The sequence below is a fragment of the Flavobacterium kingsejongi genome (assembly GCF_003076475.1).
In the GTDB taxonomy this organism is placed as follows: Bacteria; Bacteroidota; Bacteroidia; order Flavobacteriales; family Flavobacteriaceae; genus Flavobacterium; species Flavobacterium kingsejongi.
The window spans coordinates 2,770,561-2,792,178 of record NZ_CP020919.1 but is presented as its reverse complement, the minus strand read 5'-3'; the positions used below and the strand labels follow the sequence as shown (position 1 = coordinate 2,792,178).

The 21,618-nt window shown below is 41.0% G+C and carries 18 protein-coding genes and 1 tRNA gene; 11 read left to right on the top strand and 8 right to left on the bottom strand.

Annotated elements, in window-relative coordinates; all coding sequences use genetic code 11:
- Nucleotides 1–127: 127 nt before the first annotated feature.
- From FK004_RS12365 to FK004_RS12350, 4 genes are read left to right on the top strand one after another with little or no spacing between them, the layout of a single operon-like run.
- The gene (locus FK004_RS12365; protein ID WP_108737529.1) at nt 128–2,950 is read left to right on the top strand and encodes an autotransporter outer membrane beta-barrel domain-containing protein; all 2,823 of its coding nucleotides are present in this window, start codon (nt 128–130) and stop codon (nt 2,948–2,950) included.
- 11 nt (nt 2,951–2,961) lie between these two features.
- Nucleotides 2,962–3,339: a YcbK family protein gene (locus FK004_RS12360; protein ID WP_108737528.1), complete on the top strand. Its 378-nt coding sequence runs from the start codon at nt 2,962–2,964 to the stop codon at nt 3,337–3,339.
- On the top strand, nt 3,336–3,710 hold the full coding sequence (locus FK004_RS12355) for a hypothetical protein (RefSeq protein WP_108737527.1): 375 nt from the start codon (nt 3,336–3,338) through the stop codon (nt 3,708–3,710). The genes FK004_RS12360 and FK004_RS12355 overlap by 4 nt, the downstream gene beginning before the upstream one ends.
- Before the next feature lie 11 nt (nt 3,711–3,721).
- Entirely contained in the window at nt 3,722–4,240 is a 519-nt protein-coding gene (locus tag FK004_RS12350; protein ID WP_108737526.1) for a hypothetical protein, read from the top strand.
- A gap of 17 nt (nt 4,241–4,257) precedes the next feature.
- Here the strand turns inward: FK004_RS12350 and FK004_RS12345 are convergent, their stop codons facing one another.
- Together FK004_RS12345 and FK004_RS12340 are read right to left on the bottom strand one after the other, a co-directional pair.
- A complete protein-coding gene (locus tag FK004_RS12345) occupies nt 4,258–5,418 on the bottom strand; it encodes a tyrosine-type recombinase/integrase (RefSeq protein WP_108737525.1) in 1,161 nt (386 codons plus the stop codon).
- A gap of 140 nt (nt 5,419–5,558) precedes the next feature.
- Nucleotides 5,559–5,643, bottom strand: a tRNA-Ser gene (locus tag FK004_RS12340).
- A gap of 322 nt (nt 5,644–5,965) precedes the next feature.
- Here FK004_RS12340 and FK004_RS12335 point away from each other — a divergent pair.
- Nucleotides 5,966–6,379, top strand: coding sequence for a hypothetical protein (locus tag FK004_RS12335; RefSeq protein ID WP_108737524.1), 414 nt, complete (start codon nt 5,966–5,968; stop codon nt 6,377–6,379).
- Between the two features lie 28 nt (nt 6,380–6,407).
- On the opposite strand, the gene FK004_RS12330 is transcribed toward FK004_RS12335, so the two are convergent.
- The 4 genes from FK004_RS12330 to FK004_RS12315 form a co-directional block, all read right to left on the bottom strand.
- The gene (locus FK004_RS12330; RefSeq protein WP_108737523.1) at nt 6,408–9,773 is read right to left on the bottom strand and encodes a CheR family methyltransferase; all 3,366 of its coding nucleotides are present in this window, start codon (nt 9,771–9,773) and stop codon (nt 6,408–6,410) included.
- Between the two features lie 252 nt (nt 9,774–10,025).
- Nucleotides 10,026–10,481 (bottom strand): response regulator, encoded by a 456-nt coding sequence (locus FK004_RS12325; RefSeq protein ID WP_108737522.1) that lies wholly within the window; start codon nt 10,479–10,481, stop codon nt 10,026–10,028.
- 250 nt (nt 10,482–10,731) lie between these two features.
- Nucleotides 10,732–12,537: a patatin-like phospholipase family protein gene (locus FK004_RS12320; RefSeq protein WP_108737521.1), complete on the bottom strand. Its 1,806-nt coding sequence runs from the start codon at nt 12,535–12,537 to the stop codon at nt 10,732–10,734.
- A 6-nt stretch (nt 12,538–12,543) separates the two neighbouring features.
- Nucleotides 12,544–13,152: an N-acetylmuramoyl-L-alanine amidase gene (locus tag FK004_RS12315; RefSeq protein ID WP_108737520.1), complete on the bottom strand. Its 609-nt coding sequence runs from the start codon at nt 13,150–13,152 to the stop codon at nt 12,544–12,546.
- A gap of 274 nt (nt 13,153–13,426) precedes the next feature.
- Here FK004_RS12315 and FK004_RS12310 point away from each other — a divergent pair, with 274 nt between their 5' ends.
- The 3 genes from FK004_RS12310 (at nt 13,427) to FK004_RS12300 (ending at nt 15,677) form a co-directional block, all read left to right on the top strand.
- Entirely contained in the window at nt 13,427–13,774 is a 348-nt protein-coding gene (locus FK004_RS12310) for a hypothetical protein (RefSeq protein ID WP_108737519.1), read from the top strand.
- An 82-nt stretch (nt 13,775–13,856) separates the two neighbouring features.
- Nucleotides 13,857–14,888, top strand: coding sequence for a TQO small subunit DoxD (locus tag FK004_RS12305; protein WP_108737518.1), 1,032 nt, complete (start codon nt 13,857–13,859; stop codon nt 14,886–14,888).
- A 99-nt stretch (nt 14,889–14,987) separates the two neighbouring features.
- On the top strand, nt 14,988–15,677 hold the full coding sequence (locus FK004_RS12300) for a hypothetical protein (protein WP_108737517.1): 690 nt from the start codon (nt 14,988–14,990) through the stop codon (nt 15,675–15,677).
- Nucleotides 15,678–15,870: 193 nt separating this feature from the next.
- Here FK004_RS12300 and FK004_RS12295 read toward each other — a convergent pair whose 3' ends face one another.
- On the bottom strand, nt 15,871–16,593 hold the full coding sequence (locus tag FK004_RS12295; RefSeq protein ID WP_108737516.1) for a hypothetical protein: 723 nt from the start codon (nt 16,591–16,593) through the stop codon (nt 15,871–15,873).
- A gap of 270 nt (nt 16,594–16,863) precedes the next feature.
- On the opposite strand from FK004_RS12295, the gene FK004_RS12290 reads away from it, so the two are divergent.
- The 3 genes from FK004_RS12290 (at nt 16,864) to FK004_RS12280 (ending at nt 19,078) form a co-directional block, all read left to right on the top strand.
- Nucleotides 16,864–17,697, top strand: coding sequence for an SDR family NAD(P)-dependent oxidoreductase (locus tag FK004_RS12290; RefSeq protein ID WP_108737515.1), 834 nt, complete (start codon nt 16,864–16,866; stop codon nt 17,695–17,697).
- 103 nt (nt 17,698–17,800) lie between these two features.
- On the top strand, nt 17,801–18,529 hold the full coding sequence (locus FK004_RS12285) for a hypothetical protein (protein WP_108737514.1): 729 nt from the start codon (nt 17,801–17,803) through the stop codon (nt 18,527–18,529).
- A gap of 57 nt (nt 18,530–18,586) precedes the next feature.
- Nucleotides 18,587–19,078 (top strand): DUF6985 domain-containing protein, encoded by a 492-nt coding sequence (locus FK004_RS12280; RefSeq protein ID WP_108737513.1) that lies wholly within the window; start codon nt 18,587–18,589, stop codon nt 19,076–19,078.
- A 79-nt stretch (nt 19,079–19,157) separates the two neighbouring features.
- Here the strand turns inward: FK004_RS12280 and FK004_RS12275 are convergent, their stop codons facing one another.
- Nucleotides 19,158–21,605, bottom strand: coding sequence for a glycoside hydrolase family 3 N-terminal domain-containing protein (locus tag FK004_RS12275; RefSeq protein ID WP_193844339.1), 2,448 nt, complete (start codon nt 21,603–21,605; stop codon nt 19,158–19,160).
- Between the last annotated feature and the right edge of the window lie 13 nt (nt 21,606–21,618).

Genomic DNA, 21,618 nt, shown 5'->3' with positions numbered 1-21,618 from the left:
TGATAGTCAAGGTTTAATTTTAACAGAGAAAGGAATTAAATTTTGTAAATATGTCAAGTCTATTTAGAATGATTATAAATAGAGGTATTTATTTCTTACTTTTGTAAATAATAAAACGCTATGAATCATGAGTTTTCAATCATTTGTCACTGAAAAGCTACAACAAATAACTTTAGCCCTTAATGCAATAACAATTAATGCAAAAAGGATTGAAGAACTTCCGGAACAAATAACAATTGATCCTCATTCTAAATTTCATGTTTCTAAAGATGGGGTCTCAGAAAGCTTAGAAATACAAAAGATCATTTCTGCTGTTAATCAAGGTGCCTACAATAGATTGATTTCAATAGATGGGGAAATATATTTAGATGAAAATGAGTTAAAAGTTCCGCCACTTCAAGGTTCAATAAACAACATAATATATTCTACTTTAATAGAAACTGCTATTCCTATTCCATTATGTGAGACTGGGAAAATAAGAAGAGATATCATCGTTTTAAATACAGCATCTCAGCTTGTAAGAATAACTGGTTTGGAAAGAAATGGCATTGCTTTAAGACCCAATATACCCTTCAATACTGTCTTAGTTACAGAATTGTTAATTTCGGATTCAAATATAAGTGATCCTACCGATCCTGAAATTGGTGTTTTCTATATTCCGAAATCTGAAAAAGGCGAACAAATATTTGCAGTTTCCGGAAACTACGGGGCAGTAAACTTTTATCAAAAAACTACAATCCGATTTACAAATAATACTACCCAGATTACGGGCATGTATTTCAATGGTGATCCAGATAATATCTACGACGGTATTGTTTTTACTTATATAAATTCTGGAACCGCTAATCTGATAATACGTAATAATTTTGCCGGTGATTTTGTTAAATTTTTTAACAACTGGATGGGGGATATTTCTATACCGGCCGGTGGTATTGCTCAGTATAGGTATTCAGCAGGGCAAAATAGACTGGAATTATTATCTAATGGTACTCAAAATTTAGAAAGTGTATTAACAGCCGGAAGTACAACAACAAAAACAGCTGAATTCACAGGAACCGGATCTCACACAACCATTACTGGTAATGGGGTATTTGCCCAGGCAAATAGTGGAAATGAATACATCGGAGTAAGAAGAAATTTAATTCAAATCGCAAAAGGTGCTGGTACATTAAATATAGCCGGGATTTCTGGTGGATTCACCGGAAATAAAAATCAGTCATTTCAAAATAAAAATGGGGATATAGCCCTTTTAGCCGACATATATGATAATATCAATGGGTTGAACCTGATAGCTAACCAAGCAGCACAGGAAGTCTATTTGCAAAATGGTTCCGGAGACACTCTGGCCACATTGAACGTTGCTTTTTTAAATAATGAGGGCACGACTTTCTTTTATAATGATGCGACGGAAATGTTGGAGCTAAGAAATGATGCTGGGGAAATACTATCGGAGGTACCCGTGTCGGCATTTGTTTCTAACCTGGCAAAAAGCATTGCGTTTAATGGCGGCAACCCTTATTTATTAGAACTCCGCGATACTGAGGGGCATCCGATATCTTCTGTAATACTATCAATCGGAAACATCACCGGCTTGCAATCTTACCTTAATGGGATCGACGATGTTAATTTGGCGCAATACAACTCGATCAATACTTTGCAAGCAAACAAAGTTGATACGAACGGCGGCAATGCGATTCCGGGATCAATATGGAACATTGTTTCAGTACAATCCAATGGGCTTGGAGGCGTTCCCTATGAAGATACCCCTGCAGCTGTGGGTGATATCAGTTTGATCATGGCCAGAAGCCTCAATACTTCAAAGTGGATTCCGGCAAATGCTATTTCTGTAAAAACATACCTGGGATTGAATCAGGTAATGAATGAGCAACAGGTAGTGTCCGGAGGCTTTCCCGGTTGGGGTGGGAATCTTATCCGTATTGGATGGGACGGGAGCCAATTAAAAGCAATGGTGGATAGCGTACAATTAGGTACCATTTTTACTTCGACCAACCCTGATCCGGGGACGGTAAGAACCACAGGCAACCAAACTATACAAGGTCAAAAAATATTTGAAAACGAATTAAGGACTACAAACTCTATTGTCGCGCCAGTTTTAAAAACAATCGCGAATCCTAATGCAACGGATTCCCGGTCTTGGTCTGTTCAGGGAGATTCCCAAGCATATGGGGATTTTGCTATTAGCAGGCAAATTAGTAACAGCTCAGGTTCTTATGTTCCCGAAATGTATTGTAATCCGGACGGAAACTGGGGATTGGGGACTGTTAATCCTGCAGTCAAGCTCGACGTCGTCGGATCAATAAGAACTAATACTGAAGTGAGCTCTGCATCGCTGAGGACAGGTATATTAGTTTTTCGAAATACTATAGGTAATCCTGATACCCGAGAGCATTTATTGGTTGCCAACTATAGCTTCACAGGCACTTTTGATACGATTGTCCGAGTTGATCAGAACAGCCCTAATCTTTTGGTACACAGTATACACCCTGACGGATACTGCTATTATCAGAGACCGGTATCGGTGCCTGCTGCAATTATGCAAGATCATGCGGTTAATCTTGGTCAAGTAATTCTAAAAAAGGATTTCGCCTGGACAAACTTAACTCCAACCAATCTGCCGGGCAACTTCACAGTAAACGCTTTCAGATATCGCGTTAAGGAAAACACGTTTATCCTGGATATCAACATCACCCAAACCGGACTTGGTTCAACTAATGCGTATGTAGTAATCGGAACTATTCCAAGTGGGATTTTGGATCCTGAGAAATTTATCCGAATCTCATTAACCGATTACGAAATCTCTATTAAAGGATTAGTCGGCTGTTACATTCAAGATAACATGGTTCACATCCGCGTTCAGGATGTCACCTATGAACCTACGGCCAATGTTTACAGACTTCGAGCTCCCTTACCAAATGCATTACTAACCTAAAACCTTTATCAATGAATTTATCAGAACATTTTACACTAAAAGAATTTGAATGCCACGATGGCAGCGTAACACCTAAGGAAATATTACCTCATCTCATTGAGTTAGTAGCCAACTTGGAAGTACTTCGGGAGGATATCGGTGTGGCAATAACCATCAATAGCGGGTACCGTTCCCCTTCTTACAATAAAAAGATAGGTGGCGCTCTAAATAGTCAACATCCGAAAGGGAATGCCGGTGATATTCGCGCCAAAGGTTTTACACCAAAGCAACTTGCGGATAGAATTGAAAAATTAATTGCTTCCGGAAAAATGAAACAGGGCGGTATCGGAATTTACAAGACATTTACTCACTATGATATACGTGGGACTAAAGCCCGTTGGAATGGATGAAAGATTTTTTAACCCAAATATGGCAAGATTACTCCCAGGAGATAAAAGAAGGCTTTATGTTTTCACTATTTGTAATGTTTGGGGTAATCGTAAGAGTGATTAAAGGAATTTACTCAGGAACTAAGCTTACTTTTTTTTGGTTCATGTCAGAAGCTGTATTCGGTTTTTTCATAGCTATAATAGGGTATGCAATATTCGATCAGTTTTTTCATCTAAAACAGTTTTTGATTTATGCGATATGTGCTTTTATGAGTTCCAATAGCAAAATAATACAAAAAAAGATGGAAGAGGTATTGGTCGCAATATTTGATGCTGCGAAATTAGGAGCTAAAGAATTGATTGATGCTCTTGTCGATAAAGTAAAACGATAATAAAAAAAATTATGAAAAATATATTATATTTTTTTATGTTGATTACCGCTACTGGATGCGGCACAACTAAAGTAGTCAAGGAAAAAAGAGAAGAACAAAAGGAAGTAATTGTAAATACTGACCGTCTAACAACAATTGAGCGGAATAAAGCGATTATAGATAGTTTGAAATTTAAAATTGCCCAAAGCCAAACCGGTGATCAAAAATTTGATAGTGCTGTGAATTCTGCAGTGAGTAAAATTCTTTCAAATCTAAACTCTTCAAAATCATCCGGTGACAACTCATATCAATTGATGTACGATGATGTCTTAAAAGAGCTACGTGCTTTAATTAAAGTAGGACCCACAGATAATCAGACTACAATAAACAATGCTACAGTGCATACCAAAGAAATTATTAAAGATACCCGGGAAATACCTGTGAAGTATATGCCTAAATGGGTTGTGATGCTCTCGTGTTTTGGTGGATGTTGTGCGATTGCTGCTCTTGGATTTTTAGTTTATAGAATTTCCAGAATTATGCGCCCATAACTTCCAATCACCTGATATTAAAATTCAGGTGATTTTTCCATTATTTGCTGCCTGTTTACTTGCTTGATTACAGTGGCATATTTAGTTGTCATCAACTTTGATGTATGACCATACAATTCCCTTAATGCATCCAGATCAATACCTGCTAAAATCTTTGCATTAGCTCCTGCATGTTTGTTTGAATACATGTTTGCGTCAATTCCTAATCCTTTTTTTACCAACTTCTCCCACCTGCGAGTGGCAGTATCCCTTTTTATCTTTGTAGGACCTGGTATAAAATCATCATGTTTTCCAAGATTACCTTTGGTAGCTTCTCTGTAGCTACCGAATAGGTAATAATCTTTCGGGTATTGGTGTAAATTTAGTAACTCAAAATATAATTTTAAATGTTGATTAATTGGTACTATTCTTTCTTTTTGGGTTTTAGTTATTTCATGCGGAAGTATAATCTGATTATTTTTCAAGTCAACCATTTCAAGGGTTATTAATAAAATTTCATGTGGTCTAATTCCGGTATGAAAAATAGTAATTATGAATAAATAAAAATCAGGATGGTTTTTCTGTAATGAATCCCGTATTATGCTTTGTTGTGCAGAGCTTGCTGGGATATTAGATCTTGTTTCTGCAACAGGTAAATTGTTAATTTTAAATGCTGGATTGTTCTCTATTATATCCCACTGGATCAATTCACTCAAAATAGCTTTTAATTGATTAAGATGCTTATTGTATGCGTTGTTCGACCAGCTACGTTGCTTCCTCGCCTGTTCAATAATAGTTTTTATATGAACACGCTTTACATCATTTATTAAGAGATTATGTTGTTTCAATGAAATTATAGCAGCCTCTATAAAGTTCACAGTGCATTTATACCCGGAATAGCTTTTAGGGGCCAAAAAAGGTTTTTTCTTTTCCAATGCGAAATGAATTGCTTGAATCAAAGTCATTGACTGATCTAATGCTTCTATTTCGGGAACAAGAGGATTCCATCCTTGCTTTAACTTTTGATATAATGCAGATTTCAACGCATTAGCAGCAAGAGATCTCTCTTTAAAATTTTTGATATAATTGATTCCTTTTTTGTATTTGATCAATTTACCTTGATATCTAAAAAAAATAAACCACTGCTTATCAGGTTCTCGATAAGAAACTAATTTTGGAACTGTGAAGATTGAATTCATTTTAATTGTTTTTAAAAATTAAAATGTCTGAGGGGAGAGTTATTCAATCAGGTGATAAATAAAAGTTGTTACCTTTTTGTTACCTTTTTTTATATAAAAAATCGGGAAGCCCTATAAATAAAGGTATTCCCGATCTTGTGCGGAGAAAGAGGGATTCGAACCCCCGGACCTGTTACAGTCAACAGTTTTCAAGACTGCCGCATTCGACCGCTCTGCCATTTCTCCAGTATGTCGCGATCATTACCTGATTGCGGTTGCAAATATAGAACGCTTTTTTGATTTTGAAAAACTTTTCCCTACTTTTTTTTAGACATTTTCAAGCTTCTACTTTAACAGACTAACAATCAACATTCATCCTTCCTATTTTTTTTAGCAATGCCTGTATTTCATCACTAAAAAAGATAATCTATACACTATCAAAACCATTTTTAACCGAATGTCAAACCAGAAAATACCCTTTTTAAATGTAACAAAAAGAAAAAGAAGTGTAAGAACTTTAGGATTTAGTCGCCGTAATTTCATGTAATAATTTTAAACAAAATTAATCATGCAATATAAATCCGATGCTATGGAAAAATTACTCTTTGTTACCTATAAGATTCCTGAAATTATCATTTTACCTTCCTTGGTACATCGGGAATTAAAACCTGTAGTGAATGAGAAAGTAATTGAATTTATTACGAACAACAAACCGGAGACGATCGAATACCTGGAATCGGAGCATGATATTGCGGCTCACTGGGACGAATTGGAAGACCAGGCCGTTGAAAAAGCAACCTTTATCACCATCTCCAAACTAATGGATGCTGAATTCAAAATAACAGACTACAAAGACCAGGCAGACCATACCATTGAAACACTCATCCGGGAGCTCTCGGAGAATACGCTCATGTTATACCTCACGTTCACCCGGCTGTACGAGGATTGTGAGGAGATCCACCTAAGTTTCAAATACAATTAAGCTATAGCTCAAAAGTAAAATGCATATCCTATTCCATTGGCAATAGGACGTAAAAGGCTGCACCTATATTTTCTTTGGCTTTAGAAAAAATAATGCCTTTGTGGTTATCAATAATTTTCTTACTGATCGCCAGGCCAATACCGGTACCAGTATAGGCATCGTTATTATGAAGCCTTTGGAAGATCGTGAAAATTTTGTTTTCATATTCCTTATTAAAGCCTATTCCATTATCCCGGATCATAATTTCACAATAGGTTTTTGTGGCATCTAAATCCGGATATTTCAAAAGCTGTTTGGGGGTAAGCTTACGGGATTTAATCTCAATTTTAGAAGTAGTACCATCATTCTTATGGAATTTAAGCGCGTTGCTGATCAGATTATAAAATAGCTGGTTCATTTGCAGCGGAATCGCACTAACCGTTGGCATGGCTCCTATTTTTATGACAAATTGCTGCTCTTCTATCAGAAGTTCAAAATCGGTTAGTATATTTTCGAGGATCACATTGAGATCTGTCGGGACAAATTGCTCTTCATGGTTGTTGAGGTACGAATATGCTAAGAGGTCTTTGATCAGTGTAGTCATCCGCAGCGACGATTTGCTGATCTTTTGCAGGATCTCCATAGCTTCATCAGAAGGCCTGTCTTTTAGCGTAAATAACCTGCTGATAAACATTAGTATCTTACGGAGTGGCTCTTGTAAATCATGGCTGGCCACATAAGCATACTCCTGTAGCTGTATATTAGCACCGTGTAATTCTTTTATAGTGCTTTCGAGTTCCGTATTGGAAGTCAGTAATGCTGCAGTACGTTCCTGCACGATATTCTCAAAACCGCTGGAAAGTACCTGCAGTCTTTTTTCAATAATCCTCCGCTCCGTAATATCTTCAATCGCAAGCAGGATCAACTGTTCTTTACTGGTTTCATTGGTCACCTGCCGGGCATTTAGCAGCATGATACTTTCGCCGTAAGGCAATAGGTTAACCGAAATCTGGTAATCATCGAGTTGCATTTTTTCAGGCAATACCTTCTCCAGCATGGCGCGCATTGGGATATTGTCAAAAAGGTGGTTTTGGATTTCATAAATCAGTTTCCCTTCCGCTTCCTGTTTGGCAATATTGTATTTTTTAGAAAAGGCCCGGTTGATATTCTTGATCCGAAGGTTGGTATCCAGTACGACTATAGGTTCGCGGAGTGTAGCGACAATCGCTTCGGTATAATTTCTTGAGATATTGATCTGCTGTTGCTTATTCAGCAACTCCTGGTTGATCTGGATCAGTTCTTCGTTACTCGATTGCAATTCTTCCTTAGAAGTCTCCAATTCTTCGTTCAGGCTCTGCAATTCTTCGCTGCCGCTCAATAATTCTTCATTGGCACTCTGCAGTTCCTCATTAGAGGATTCCTGCTCTTCACTGATCGCATTAACATCATCATGGATTTTTGACAATTCAAGTTCCAGCTGACTGATGCGTTTTAAATTGATATCATGATAAATTTGTTCCGGTGTAGCCCCTGCAGTTATGGCCTGCGGAACTACGACCGACTTGTAAAAAACCACCAGAAAAAAAGGTTCTGCGGCATCACTAAGCGGTTGTATCTCGATGGTAATTTCGGCAATTCCCCCTTTATTCTTTACCTGAATGCCTTCTTTTATGATATGGGACATATTTTCCCTGCATTTGTGCCAGGCGTTCCGCAGCTCAAAGGCCAAACCTTCACGTGCCATTTTTAACAGGTTAAAAGTAGGTTTTCCCGTGGCGAGCTCAATGAATTCTGCAATGGAACTGTTGATGTGTACAATATCCATCTGATCATTAACCACTACACTGGCAGGCGTATAGCGCGAAAGCAATAAGGCCTCTGCACTTTTTTTGAAATCCTCTTTCTGTATCTCTACAAGAGTTGGATTCCGCTTGAATCCGATATATTTTTCTTTATTTCCCATGGCTGCATGTACAAAACGTCCCAATACTTGTTTGCGTGTATAAATTTTTCCTGCTTTTTCAAATGTCTGGAAGAGCTCTCCTGCCGGAACAGCAGTTTCTGATTTCCCTAAAAGTAAGAACCCATTTTCTTTTAGTGCATAATGAAACGTAGTTAGTGATTTTTTTTGCAGGAAAGCATCCATATAAATGAATACATTTCTGCACGAGATCAGGTCCATTTTTGCAAATGGAGGATCTTTTAAAAAGTTATGCACGGCAAAAACACAGGTATCCCTGATTTGCCTGTTGATTTGGTATCCACTGGTATTTTGGGTAAAGTATTTTTTTAGCAACTGCTCCGGTACATTCCGGAGTTGTGCTTTTCGGTAGAATCCGATCCGGGCTTTGGAAATCGCGAGTTCTGAAATATCAGACGCAAAAACCTGAATTTGGGTTCCCGACAAATTTTTACCTAAGAATTCCGTAAGTGATATGGCGAGTGTATAGGCTTCTTCACCGGTAGAACAACCTGCTACCCACACACGTATGCAATTGCTTTCCCCTACCCTCTTCAGGATTAGCGGAAAAACCGTCTCCCGCATCGTCTGGAATATTTTCGGATCCCTGAAAAATTCGGTAACCGGGATCAGCAGGTCATTAAATAAAGCTTGTGGTGCTAATGTATCGCCTTGCAATAACTTCAGGTAATCCCTAAGCGTCATGATTTTGCCCAGAGCCATCCGTCTCGCAATACGGCGCCGTATGGTTGTTTGTTTATAATAGGTAAAATCAACACCGCTGTGGTGTTTTAGAAGTTGTATGATTTCATAGAATATCCCTTCTTCATTTTGCTCATTTTCCAACTTCTTTTTTGTTTTCAACGCCACCAATTCGAGAAGTTTTCCCACGATTTTTTCCGGGGACAATACATAATCGACAACCCCGGCATTAATAGCATTCTGTGGCATTGCAGTATTAGAGGCTTCCAAATCCTGGGCAAAGGTGGTTCCGCCCCATTCCTTAATCGTTTGCAGGCCAATCGTACCATCCGATCCGTTACCGGAAAGCAGTATTCCGTATGCCAGGTCCAGATGGGCTTCCGCCAATGAGCTAAAAAAGATATCAATGGCTGAATTCTTCGATTGCTTTTCGCGGGGGCTCAGTTTGAGTACTCCATCAAAGGAGGTGAGCATTTTGTTTTCGGGGATGACATAAATATGATCGGGAGCGAGATGGATCTCATCCGTAATTTCATTGACTGCAATTTTTGCAACCCTGGATAAAATTTCCGTAAGTTTACTTTCATGGCTGGGATCCAGGTGTTGTACAAATACATACGCCATTCCGGAATCTGCCGGGATAGCCGCAATAAATTGTTTGAAGGCTTCCAGACCTCCGGCAGAAGCACCGACACCCACAATTGGGAAATCCTGAAGGGTAGCCTGTGGCTTAGTAGTAGTTTCGGGTTGCATAATGATACTGGGTATACCCTACAGTAAGAGGGGGCTATTCTGAACTATTCTTTTAGTTCCCAAAACAGGCAATCAGCCCTTTACAGGTTCTATAACAGATGATTGCTAAATGTATTCTTTTCAAAAGCACAAACCGCTAAAAAAACAAACAATTAACATGAATTGCATCAAAATAAAGGAGTCGTCCCGGTCTGGTTTTTCCGGATTTGCCTGTAATGAGCTGATGTAGTTTGAATTGTTCCTATTAATCCGCTATTTTGAAATGCTAATCACGAATGTTTCCATATTGGAATCTGCAATTTGCTTGCTCCAATCGGTTTCAATCACTTTTTCCAACAGTAGTTTCAACTGTTTAAAACAAACCGGCTTCGTCACATAGGCATTTGCTCCAGACAGAAACGTTTTTTTATGATCTGCTTCCGAAGACGAAGTAGAATAGATGGCAATAATAGGAATGTTTTTAAACCGGGGATCCTTACGAATCTCTTCCAGTGTCTCCACACCCGATAACATTGGCATGTTAAGATCTAAAAATATCAGGTCGGGATTTTCACCACCGCTCTTCAACCGCTCCAAAAGCTCCAATCCATTTACACAATATTCTACAGGGTGTTTTAAATTGAGTTCCGAAATGGCTTCTTTAAACAAATCCCTGTCATCAGGGTCATCGTCTGTCAGTAAAATTTTTAGATTTTCCTTATTGTTCATCAGTAGGGTTGGATTTTTTCCAAATGTACGCTATAATCAACATAAAAGATGCTCTTTCCAAGCCGTGAGCAGCAATATTAGCGCGTATAAAAATACACAGGCAAATCACCAAACACAACCTACTAAAATACAGATACTTATATTATAAATTTCATTGGATCCAGGATGTATTTTGGGCGCTATTATTTTCTTATACTGAATTATGATCCTTCTTATTTACTTTTGAGAACAGACAAAAGACACGAAGCTGTTATCGCTGTGAACTTTCGGTCAGCCCTGCCTCTTCCAGTTCCTTGAGGATCATATCATTTACACCATCATAAATTCTTTTCCTAAGGAATAGCCTGTTGGCTAATGAAAACCAAAAGTTCCCAACCAGTGCATTTGCGACTAATTCAATTCGTTTTTTAATCTGGCTCTTGTATTTCTTTTCAAAATCTGCCCTGACAATTTTAGGGTATTCCGGATACTGCAACGTCGCATCGGTGCCATACGTTACACTATCCGATTCATTGGTCCGGGCTTTTAGTAAGCGCATATCCGGTATGATCGGGAACACCTTTACAGTAGTCGTATCGTGTTTGGATTCATGGATGTAAAAACGTTCAAAAGCCCGTGCATCCGGTACTGTCCCCAGTCGGGCTTCCAGATCGGTTTCTGTAACTCCGAAATAATAACGGAGGAAAGACTGCCCATTCAACCGTCCCAGATGGTAATCGTGCTTACGGAACGATTGATCTATAAATCCAGTAAAACCACTGAAAGGCGCCGATGCCAGGTCACTTTTGGCCCTTGCCCAACTGCCCTGCACCATTATTTTACGTACAGGTTCCACAAGAAATTTAGTACGGTCACTTACTTCCAGCGCATCCAATATCCCATCCTGGTTGAACATCACCTGATTCCGGAGTGCCTTGAACATTCCTTTGGCAATAGAAATAATATCACGTTTCGGATTATTGGGTTCCACATCATTATCCTGATTCGGGAAAGGATCAATCATAACTACTGCATAACGATCCTGGGCTACAGCCACCGGATTTTTTTCTTTCAGTACCTTTAGTGCAATGGCAAAAGGTTCATTGTTGATCAGCCCACCATCGATGGAATTGAATTTATAAACACTATTTTCCCTGAGCAGCGGATAAATGCCCTGTCGCTTTCCAAAGAGGTATTTGGGATAACGTTCCACATATTTTTGAGAGATAGCTACTTCCCTCGATTTTAGCCCTATCGGAAATGCAGCAGTACTCAGTGTTGCATCCTTGAGGTAATTCATTTCTTTAGTATCGGAAAGATCCAGCACATAATACAATTCCTCACCATCCGGAATCCCGGTTTTATAGTGTTCATTGGCCAGTTTGTACCGGAAAAAACCCGCATGGCTGGTGATTACCGATCCCGACTGATCATTACCGCCAAAATCAATTTTAAAATTAATCCCTCTTAAGTTGGTTGTGGTCAGGATCAGGTCCAGGCTGTTGGAGATATACGGTGGATAAGCGCGTACTTTTGCAATAACCAGGGCTTTGTCGGCTATGGAATCAATGGGTTTGGAATTGAGCAGCGATTCGGGTTGTTCTCCCTTTTTAAGGTCATCTGCAGCGAGTAGTTTTTCGAACGTATCACTTTCGGCATCATCCCCCATCACCACCCAGCTTTGGTAAAAACGGTTATTTTGCCCCAAAGGATTATCTTTATTTACCGGACGGTAAGTTTCATCAATAACATTCAACAGCGTAAGTGATCCGGTGATTCCTCCGGCAGAAGCACCGCTGATCACATCCAGTTCGACATCATGCATGGGAACTGTAAAATCATAGCTCGGATGATCGGTTCCTAAGGAACGGTTTTTTTGCTTGGCCTGCTCCCATAGTTCCAGGGTTTCCAGGATATAGTCCATTACACCTCCGGTAAAAGCACCGGCAGACACCGCTCCGGCCATAGTAATACAGATCTTAAATTTTGAATTCGTTTCCATCAATTGTGTAAAGTTTGGAGTTGGTGATTTAGGGAAAATTGCTACTGGAATCACATTAAAACAACATGATGACATAAATGATCAGGTGTGTTTTTGCTTGTAATACTCCAGCGTACTGACAATACCCTGAACATGATAGGCAATGATCCGCTGCCTGCCTTCGGGTGTCAGTAATAATGATTTACATTCGGCTTCATTATCCATAAAGAAATTTTCAGTGAGGATAGCCGGCATCCGGGTTTTGCGGAGTACATAAAAATTGCTCTCCTTATCCAGGTCGCCATCGCTAAAATCGGTGCGTAATAATTGCTCTGGAAAAACAGCTTTGAATGCTGCTCCGAATAGTGTCGCAATAGCATCGCTTTCCGTAGTTCCTTTGGAAGTATAAATTTCGACTCCCGAACCACCACCCGCATTGGAGTGGATGCTCAGGTAAAAACAAGGTTCGTTGGCATGCGCATTGGCACGTTGTACCCGTTCAGCAAGAGGTACGTCGGTGTATTCCGGGGCGATGTTCACATATGGGATTTTCAGGTGTGTGAGTTCCTGTATGATACCATTGACAATGGCCCGGTTGAATTCGCCTTCAAAAAGTTGGGAGCCATCGCTCCATTTCGGACTTCGTTTTCCTGGTGTTTGATATTTTCCTTTGATAATTCCACCATGTCCGTTATCTAACAGTACTAGCATAAGCATATCGGTTTTAATGAAGCAATGTGGGGCATAGACTTCCGTATCAGTAGTTGATTTTAAATCGCTTACTGTTTACTTTATGAAATTGAAATTTACGTATTTATCCTGACGCGATCAGTATTGCTTTCTTTTTGTTGATAAAAATTTCACTTTGCCATTCCAATTCCTCCAGAGCAACAATTAGCACCTTCGCCCTGATAATTAATCCCTAAAGCATTTGATTTCGGGATTTTTTTAGCTAAGTTTGATTTTATTCCGAATTTCTAAATTCATGTACAGCCGTTTTAAACATCACCTTCATACTTTTGCCCTCTTGTTAGTAGTGGTATTTTTGGTGCTGCCCTGTACCGCTAAGAGAGAAATCAAACAGCAATTGGGAATTCCGGTGATGGAGTTATCGGAGAAAAATACCACTGCAGGATTTTGCGTGGAAACCGAAACAAAAAGGCCATCAGCGTATCAGCAGGGCATCCGGAAATCACAAAATGATTATCCCGTTCCCTACACATACATTGCCATAACAGCAACATCTTACCAGCAAAAACCACTACCGGTACCTTTTCTGTACTTTACAGTACACGTTCCCCTGTATAAAAAAAACGAACAATTTTTGATTTGATATCCCACAATTTTAAGGCCTGGTTGCTTCCTGCTGCCAGCAATGATTTTGTTACGGATATCTAAATTCAAAAATTACACACATGTCGCATACTATCGATCAGCATACTGCTGCAACTTCCTATTCTTATGCCGGAATGGCTACACTCGCTTTACGCCTTGTTACAGGATGGACGTATTTCTCTGCCTTTTGGCGCCGCGTCGTATTAGAAAACAAACTGAACCCCGAAGAAGCGGGTTATGTGGGTGAAAAATTCAACCACTTCCTTCCGAATGCCCTGGGGATAAAACCCATCATCGAATACCTCGTCAGCAATCCGGATGCACTGTGGTGGTCTATGGTCGGCTTCACAATCGTGGAAGGGATTGTGGGGCTGCTGTTTATGCTGGGACTATTCACCCGCCTGATGAGTATTGGTGTATTCAGCCTTGCTATGGGAATCCTGCTCGGTAGCGGTTGGCTCGGTACCACCTGCCTGGATGAATGGCAGATTGGGATCCTGGGCATTGCAGCCGGATTTTCCCTGTTTCTTTCCGGGGGTGGCAACTATTCCCTGGACCACCTCTTCTTTTCCGCCACCCAACAGGCCCAAAAAAAATGGAACTGGCTTACTTCCGGGATATTGCCGGTACACATCAGGAAACTGCAGGTTCCGGTTGTAGCCGGATCACTCCTGATCCTTTTTATCGCGCTCTTTACCAACCAGTATTTTCACGGCGGCGTATATGGCGAACTGCACAATAAATCAGTTAAACCAAAAGTAGAAGTAACTGAGGCTTCGATTACCAATAGCAACCTGGAATTCACTGTTTTTAGGGTAGAAGGTGCTGACGTATACGGTTCTTTTTTAATCGGTGTCCACGTTGAAGATGAAAGCGGTAACATTATCTTCGAAAAGGATCATAAAGCACTCTCACAAGTTGCGCCATCAGCAATTAGTAATCGCTATGTCGCCAAAGTAAAACCGGGCAAACACAGCCTCATCCTGCCCTTGGGCGCAAAAGCCACGCTGACCTTCCCCGATACTGCTTTCGATACGCTCCCTAAAGGCAACTACCGCCTGGTGCTGACTGACATTAGTGGACTGGAATGGGAGGCTAAATTAGTATTGTAATCCAAAAAAAGAATAGTATTTATTTTAAAATCAGTTCAATAGGGGCTTAAAAATCCTTTTGAAAGTGTATTTTTACAATACACCAACACCGTAATAGCAATGAAAATTTACCTTCTGGCCTTTATGATTGTCCTTTTTACCGGTTGTGACAAAAAAACAACCCCGGAAATAAAAGCAAATGCTCCCCAGGGAAGCGTATCCCAAAGGGATTGCCATTGTTATGATGGCATAGGCGCTACTGCTAAAGATAGCCCCATAGCTGCCTATCATTTTTCCGATGGTTCGGGGATTACCGTCTGTGGTTTTAACGAAGATAAAGTGCTTTCGGAATTTAATGTTTTTGATTGCAAAACAGGTACTTCTATTACCGAGTATGGTGCTACACAAAGTTGCACTACTGCATTTAAAAACGATACACTCACCATTTATGAACAAGCTGATTTCCCGGTAGATGATACCTGGAAATGGGGATCCGTTGTTTTTGCGAAAGAAACGATTACATCCCACAAAGGAGTACCGACCTCATCCGGAAAGCGGCCTGTACCCATAACTGCAACGATAAGCCAGGAAGCCCAGAAACAGTTTTTGGATCAGTTGGAACAGCAACAATTACAAAATATGGAAACGGATGAAATCCTGGGCCGATTAGAGATTTTGGCACTCTATGGTAACCTGAGAGCGGAAAACATACTGCTGGATTTTGGAAGCCATACCGATGATGTGCTGGACGGTGCCTATGCCGAACAATACCAGGAAGCCCTGGCACGTATCAAATGGATGAAACATTAAATAATTGGAACTATACTAAAAAATAAAGGGATTGGCTGTGCCAATCCCTTTATTGTATTTACTAAATCAGGAGTTCTGTTTTTACTTTCAGTCTATTAGCATATCGGTTTCATTTGTAACATATTCCATGAAAAAGGCACAACACTTCTGCTGCATCTTTGATTAATTATTTGATCTGAAAAGTACTATTTTTTTATAGTTTTTTAGCCGTCTTACTGATAATTTTCGGTAGCCTTTTATCAAGGTCTTTCATCAGTTCATCTAAAGCACTTTGGCACATTGGCAGGACTTTTTCCGGTTTTATCACCGGAACACCTCCAACCATAACGCCTGTTTTCTTCGATTGTGCATTCTCATTAATAGTGAATACTTTTTCGCCTTTTTTATTATAAAGTACAATATTGGTATAGGCTTTTATTTTTACTGTCGAGGTTCCACCGATACCAAATCCTTTCACAAAATCAAAATTAATATAAACGAATAATACGCCATCCGCCTCACTAAAAATCCTGATCATTTCTTTTTCATTTTCTTTCCCCCAGTTACTGTTTATCGCTTTGTATCCTGCGAAGGTTGTAAAACGGCTTTCGTTAGAACCGTCTGTAGGGAACTGTGCTTTGAAGTTTTTATAGCTTTCATTTTCGGTAACCGTAGCTTCCGGAAGCAATTCAAAAGGAAATTCTTTCGCATACGTTCCAAAAAAGCGAGTATGGTATTCGTCCAATAGCGGTTGCAGGTTAAAATTAGGATTGTCCTGTAAGCTCGTGATGTCAGCTAAGCCTTCCAACCCCAAATCGGACATGCCCACGCGTTTATCCGCATAAAAGGTTACTACGGCTACTTTTTTAGTCTGGGCAGTAGCAGGAGCTAAAACCGCGAGCAAGAGTACAAAGAGTACTGTCTTAAAATTTTTCATAAATATTTGGTTGTTTTGATGGGATAAAGTTAAACTAATTACAATACGAATTGATTTTAGGCATAATAACTTTACAATTTAATAGTATTAACATATATCTGCCTTCCTACTTTTCCCTTTCTACTTTTCCCTTTCTACTTTTCACTTCTTACTTTTCACTTCTCACAACTTACACATTCCAAAAAATTATTTGAATTTAGCAAGTATCTGTTTGAATGGGGCAATTCCTATTTTGTAAATTCCCGGTACATTTGTATAAATGAAATAGTTATGAGCACTAAAAAAGTTTGGTTTATTACGGGAGCGTCCAAAGGACTGGGGCTTTCATTGGTTAAAAAACTACTGCAGGAAGGGCATCAGCTAGCTGCGACTTCGAGAACGGCTGAGGCACTTACTGCTGCGGTTGGGACGACTTCCTCTGATTTCCTCCCCTTACAGGTAGACTTGCTGAGTGAAAGCAGCATTGCTACTGCGGTACAAGAAACGATTGCTACTTTCGGCCGTGTGGATGTGGTGGTCAACAATGCCGGGTATGGTATTGGTGGAACCCTTGAAGAACTGGAAAACAGTGAGATTATGCAGAGTTTTGAAGTAAATGTATTTGCAACGATGAATGTCATCCGTGCGATCGTACCCCAGTTGCGCAGTCAGCGTTCGGGCCATATCATCAATATTGCTTCCATCGCCGGATTTGCCGCTGCTACCGGATGGGCCGTTTATGCCGCGACCAAATTTGCCGTAGTTGGACTCTCCGAAGTTCTGGCAGAAGACCTGGCGGAATTTGGCATTCATGTGACCGTTGTCGAGCCTGGTGCTTTCCGTACCAATTTCCTTACTCCCGACTCACTCAGCTTACCCGCCAACCCGATTGCGGACTATACAACTGTACGTGCCTCTCATGCCCGTTACCTGACCATGGACGGCACCCAGGCAGGAGATCCCGATAAAGCAGCAACCGCTTTTATCGAACTGGCCAATTTGGAGCAACCGCCCGTTCGCCTTTTTTTAGGCAGTGATGCTTATAAAAGAGCCACACAAAAAGTAGTCCTGATCCAACAGGGATTGGAAGAATGGAAAACTACCTCCGAATCTACCGATTTCTAAGCGGCAATAAACTGCTCGAAAAAGCGGATTGCCCACAGGGTAATCCGCTTTTTCGTTTTTAAATATAAATTGATTTTGGTTATATTTGGGGAAGATACCGCTAATGGTATCCCGATTACTCATGGGGCGATTCCTGATACGATACCATTCACTTGCTATACTGTTCAGCGTTATTATGGTATTAGGCCTGGATTCCTGCCAAAGGAAAGCAGCACCAGCTCCTGATTATTTGGGCAATGGCCTGGTGGAAATTACGGTTCCCTTTGAACTTTCACCGATTCCCTTGTACCGTGACAGTACTTCCGGATCGGTCCTCACTGTACTGACATTGCAACAAACCAACTGCCCGGAATGCATGTCCTGTGCCGAACCCGATCGTTTTCATAGAGGCACCATCCTGCCTTTTCTTTGCGGAAGCGGGAGCCTGAGTTTTATTTGTAGCGCAACAGGCAATAACCGTTATCAGATCCGGATTGATAGCATTGGGCAAATGGCCTACCTTTCCAAAACTGCCGGAACATTTTACACTTGGAATGATTATTTTCGGAAACAGGCCGCACAAGGCGAATTTTTCAGCTTTGACCGCGCTTATGATACCACAATTCTCTATGACAAACCGTATGACCGTGCAGCACTTCCAAAAGCAGACCGTACGTTTAGGGCACACCTCCGGTATGAAGAATCGAAATCCCTGCGTTTCTATCCCGTTCAGGTAAAAGGCTACTGGATGCAATTGAAAATTATGGAGGGTACTGCTACCATTGGGTACTGCTGGATGATCTGGCGCGATGAAAAACATTGGCTCAAAGGTTTCCAGTTCAATCCGGAATAAAGCAGTTTGTAAAATAATCACTCCCCACAACCGTTAACTATTATAAAACGAAATACTATGGAACAACATCCTTTTTGGAATACTATTGTCGAAGAATGGGCCGGATTTTCTACCGAACGCTATTTTACCATTCCGCATTTTACCCCCAATGAAATTGAGGTATTCCTCGGATCCGAATTCGATGAGGAGGGTGAAGAAATTGAAGACTTCCCAAGCCTGGAAGCCTTAGACCGCTACCAGGCTACATTCACTGCCTTTTTAGGAGATATTGACGTTGTCGTCACCGATATTAAAGAAAAAGCTTTTGAACGCTACCAACGGTTGTATGCCCACTATTATGAAACCGAATCCAAATCCGGGCAACCGCCTTTGGGGATTGACACACCCGAAAAACATTTCAACGCCATCCGCGACCTCAATTATATCCGGATACTCGATGCTAATTCCCTAATGTTGGAAATTAATTATACCCTGGATAACGAACATGGCCTCGAAATCAAAATCACCGATAACAAAGTAGTCGCCCTGGGTGGCATCGGCGAACTCTAAATTATAGGAATGCTTACAATGACAAAGCCCTTCTGGTCATGGACCGGAAGGGCTTTTGTTATAATTAGTAATGCCTGATTTACGGTTTCAACTCCATAAAGGTGACGTCCGGAGCAAATGCTTTTTTTACTTTTTCTACCGTAATTTCCTCCGGTACCTTAAATGTCGCTTTTCCTTTGATGTCTAATGAAGAAGCGCCTACTCCAACCGTATACGTTCCGGCTTCCGCCATCCAGGCACTTTTGCTTTCTAAGAAAGAAGCCAGGTCTTTTGGCGTGAGGACCATCGTAAGCGTTTCACTTTCTCCCGGATTCAGGAGTTTGGTTTTGCCAAAAGCTTTCAATTCTTCTTTTGGTTTGTCGATACTTTTTGATGGTGCCGAAAGATACAGCTGCACCACTTCTTTACCGGATGTTTTCCCAGTATTTTTTACCGTCACCGAAACCGTAAGTTGTTTTGCAAATACAGGCTGGTCTACTTTGACTCCGGAATACTGGAACTGTGTATAGGATTTTCCATAACCAAATTCATAAGAAGGTTTTACGTTAAAAGTAGTGTAATAACGATACCCTACATATACGCCTTCTTCATAAGTCACCTCAACGGGATTAGCCGCCGGGGTGCCCAACCAGTTTTTGGACGAAGGTGTATCCGTATACTGTACCGGGAAAGTCATGGTAAGCTTACCGGAAGGATTCACCTTACCCGAAAATACATCGGCTACAGAATTACCGCCTTCCTGGCCTGGCTGCCACGATAACAAAATCCCATCTACCTTGTCTTTCCAGCTTGCCGTTTCAATAACCCCACCAATATTCAGGATTACCACTACTTTTTTGCCTTTAGCGTGAAAAGCTTTGCTGACGTTGTCAATCAGGGCTATTTCGTCTGCTGCTAAATTAAAATCGTCCGCTACTTTACGGTCGCCTCCCTCTCCGGAATTACGGCCGATAGTAATGATCGCCAGTTCCGAAGATGTGGCTTTCTGCGCAATAAGCTTAGTATCCAGCTGTAATTCCGGCAGGCGCTCCGGCAAGGCCAGCATGCCCCTTTTTTTACGGCTCTCCAGTTCGGCCGCTTTCTCTTTGGCTGCAAAAGGGGTATACATTTTTTTAAGTTCTTCATCTAACGGATAACCTGCTTTCGTCAGTCCTTCGATCAATGATACGGTATAGGCTTCGTTGACATCCCCACTTCCGGTACCACCGGCAATGAAATCATAAGACGTAACTCCAAAAACCGCTATTGGCGCCGATTGTGAAGTATAGGGCAATACGTTTTTATCATTTTTCAGCAGGACCATTCCTTCCGATGCCGCTTCACGGGTTACCGCTGCGTTGCCTTTCAGGTCTGGTTTGTCAGAATATTTATACTGCTTCATTACCGGGGATTTCAGGATAAATTCCAATATCCTTTTGACATTGGTATCCACCACAGCTTTGGAGAGCTTCCCATTTTTCATGTTTTCCAGTATACTGGCTTTTTGCGCTGGCAGTCCGGGCATCAGCAAATCATTCCCGGCGATCAGTTGCTGGGTAACATTACTGGTAGCATCTTTGGCAGCAATCGCCGAGAATCCGGCATACCCTCCAAACCAGTCGGTCATCACAATTCCTTTAAAGCCCCATTCGTCCCTAAGGATATCGGTCAACAGGTCTTTCCGTGCAGAAGTATAGGTGCCGTTGATGAGGTTGTAGGATGACATGACAGTCCAGGGATCCGATTCTTTTACCGTGATTTCAAAGCCTTTCAGGTAGATTTCCCGCATGGCGCGTTCACTAATATGTTCGTTGATCGACAAACGATTTGTTTCCTGGTTGTTGGCCGCAAAGTGTTTGATCGATGTCCCTACGCCATTGGACTGTATCCCTTTTACCATTGCCGCAGCAATCTTACCGGAAACTAAGGGATCTTCGGAATAATATTCGAAATTACGGCCGCACAACGGATTCCTGTGGATGTTCAGTGCAGGCGCTAATAATACATCCACTCCATATTCTTTCACTTCATTCCCCATCGCTTTTCCTACATTCTCGATCAGGGTTTCATTCCAGGAAGAAGCTAAGGCAGTTCCTACCGGAAAAGCCGTACAATAATAGGTGTTTTGATCGTTTTCGCGGATTGGTTTGATGCGTAATCCTGCCGGACCATCCGCTAAGATCACTCCTGGGATTCCCAAGCGTTCGATCGCAAATGTTATCCCGGCAGCTCCCGGCACACGCCCTTCAACAGCACCAACAACAGGGGTCAGCCCATCAAAGCCAGGCATCCCGGTTCCCATAAGCATACTGGCTTTTTCTTCATCGGTCATCTGGCTCACCAGGTCCTGTACCCTTTGTGATACGGGAAGCCGGTAATCTTCATACAGGTCTAATTTCCCATTCCGGTTCAGGTCGGTAAAGGTAAATCCATTGATGGTAATTACCGGATCATATTCTTTTTTAGGCAAGGCATCCCAGGACAGGCTGCTTACTACCAGTGCGGTTAACAACGATACTTTCGCTGTTTTTTGTATCCTATTTTTCATAAGTCGTTATTTT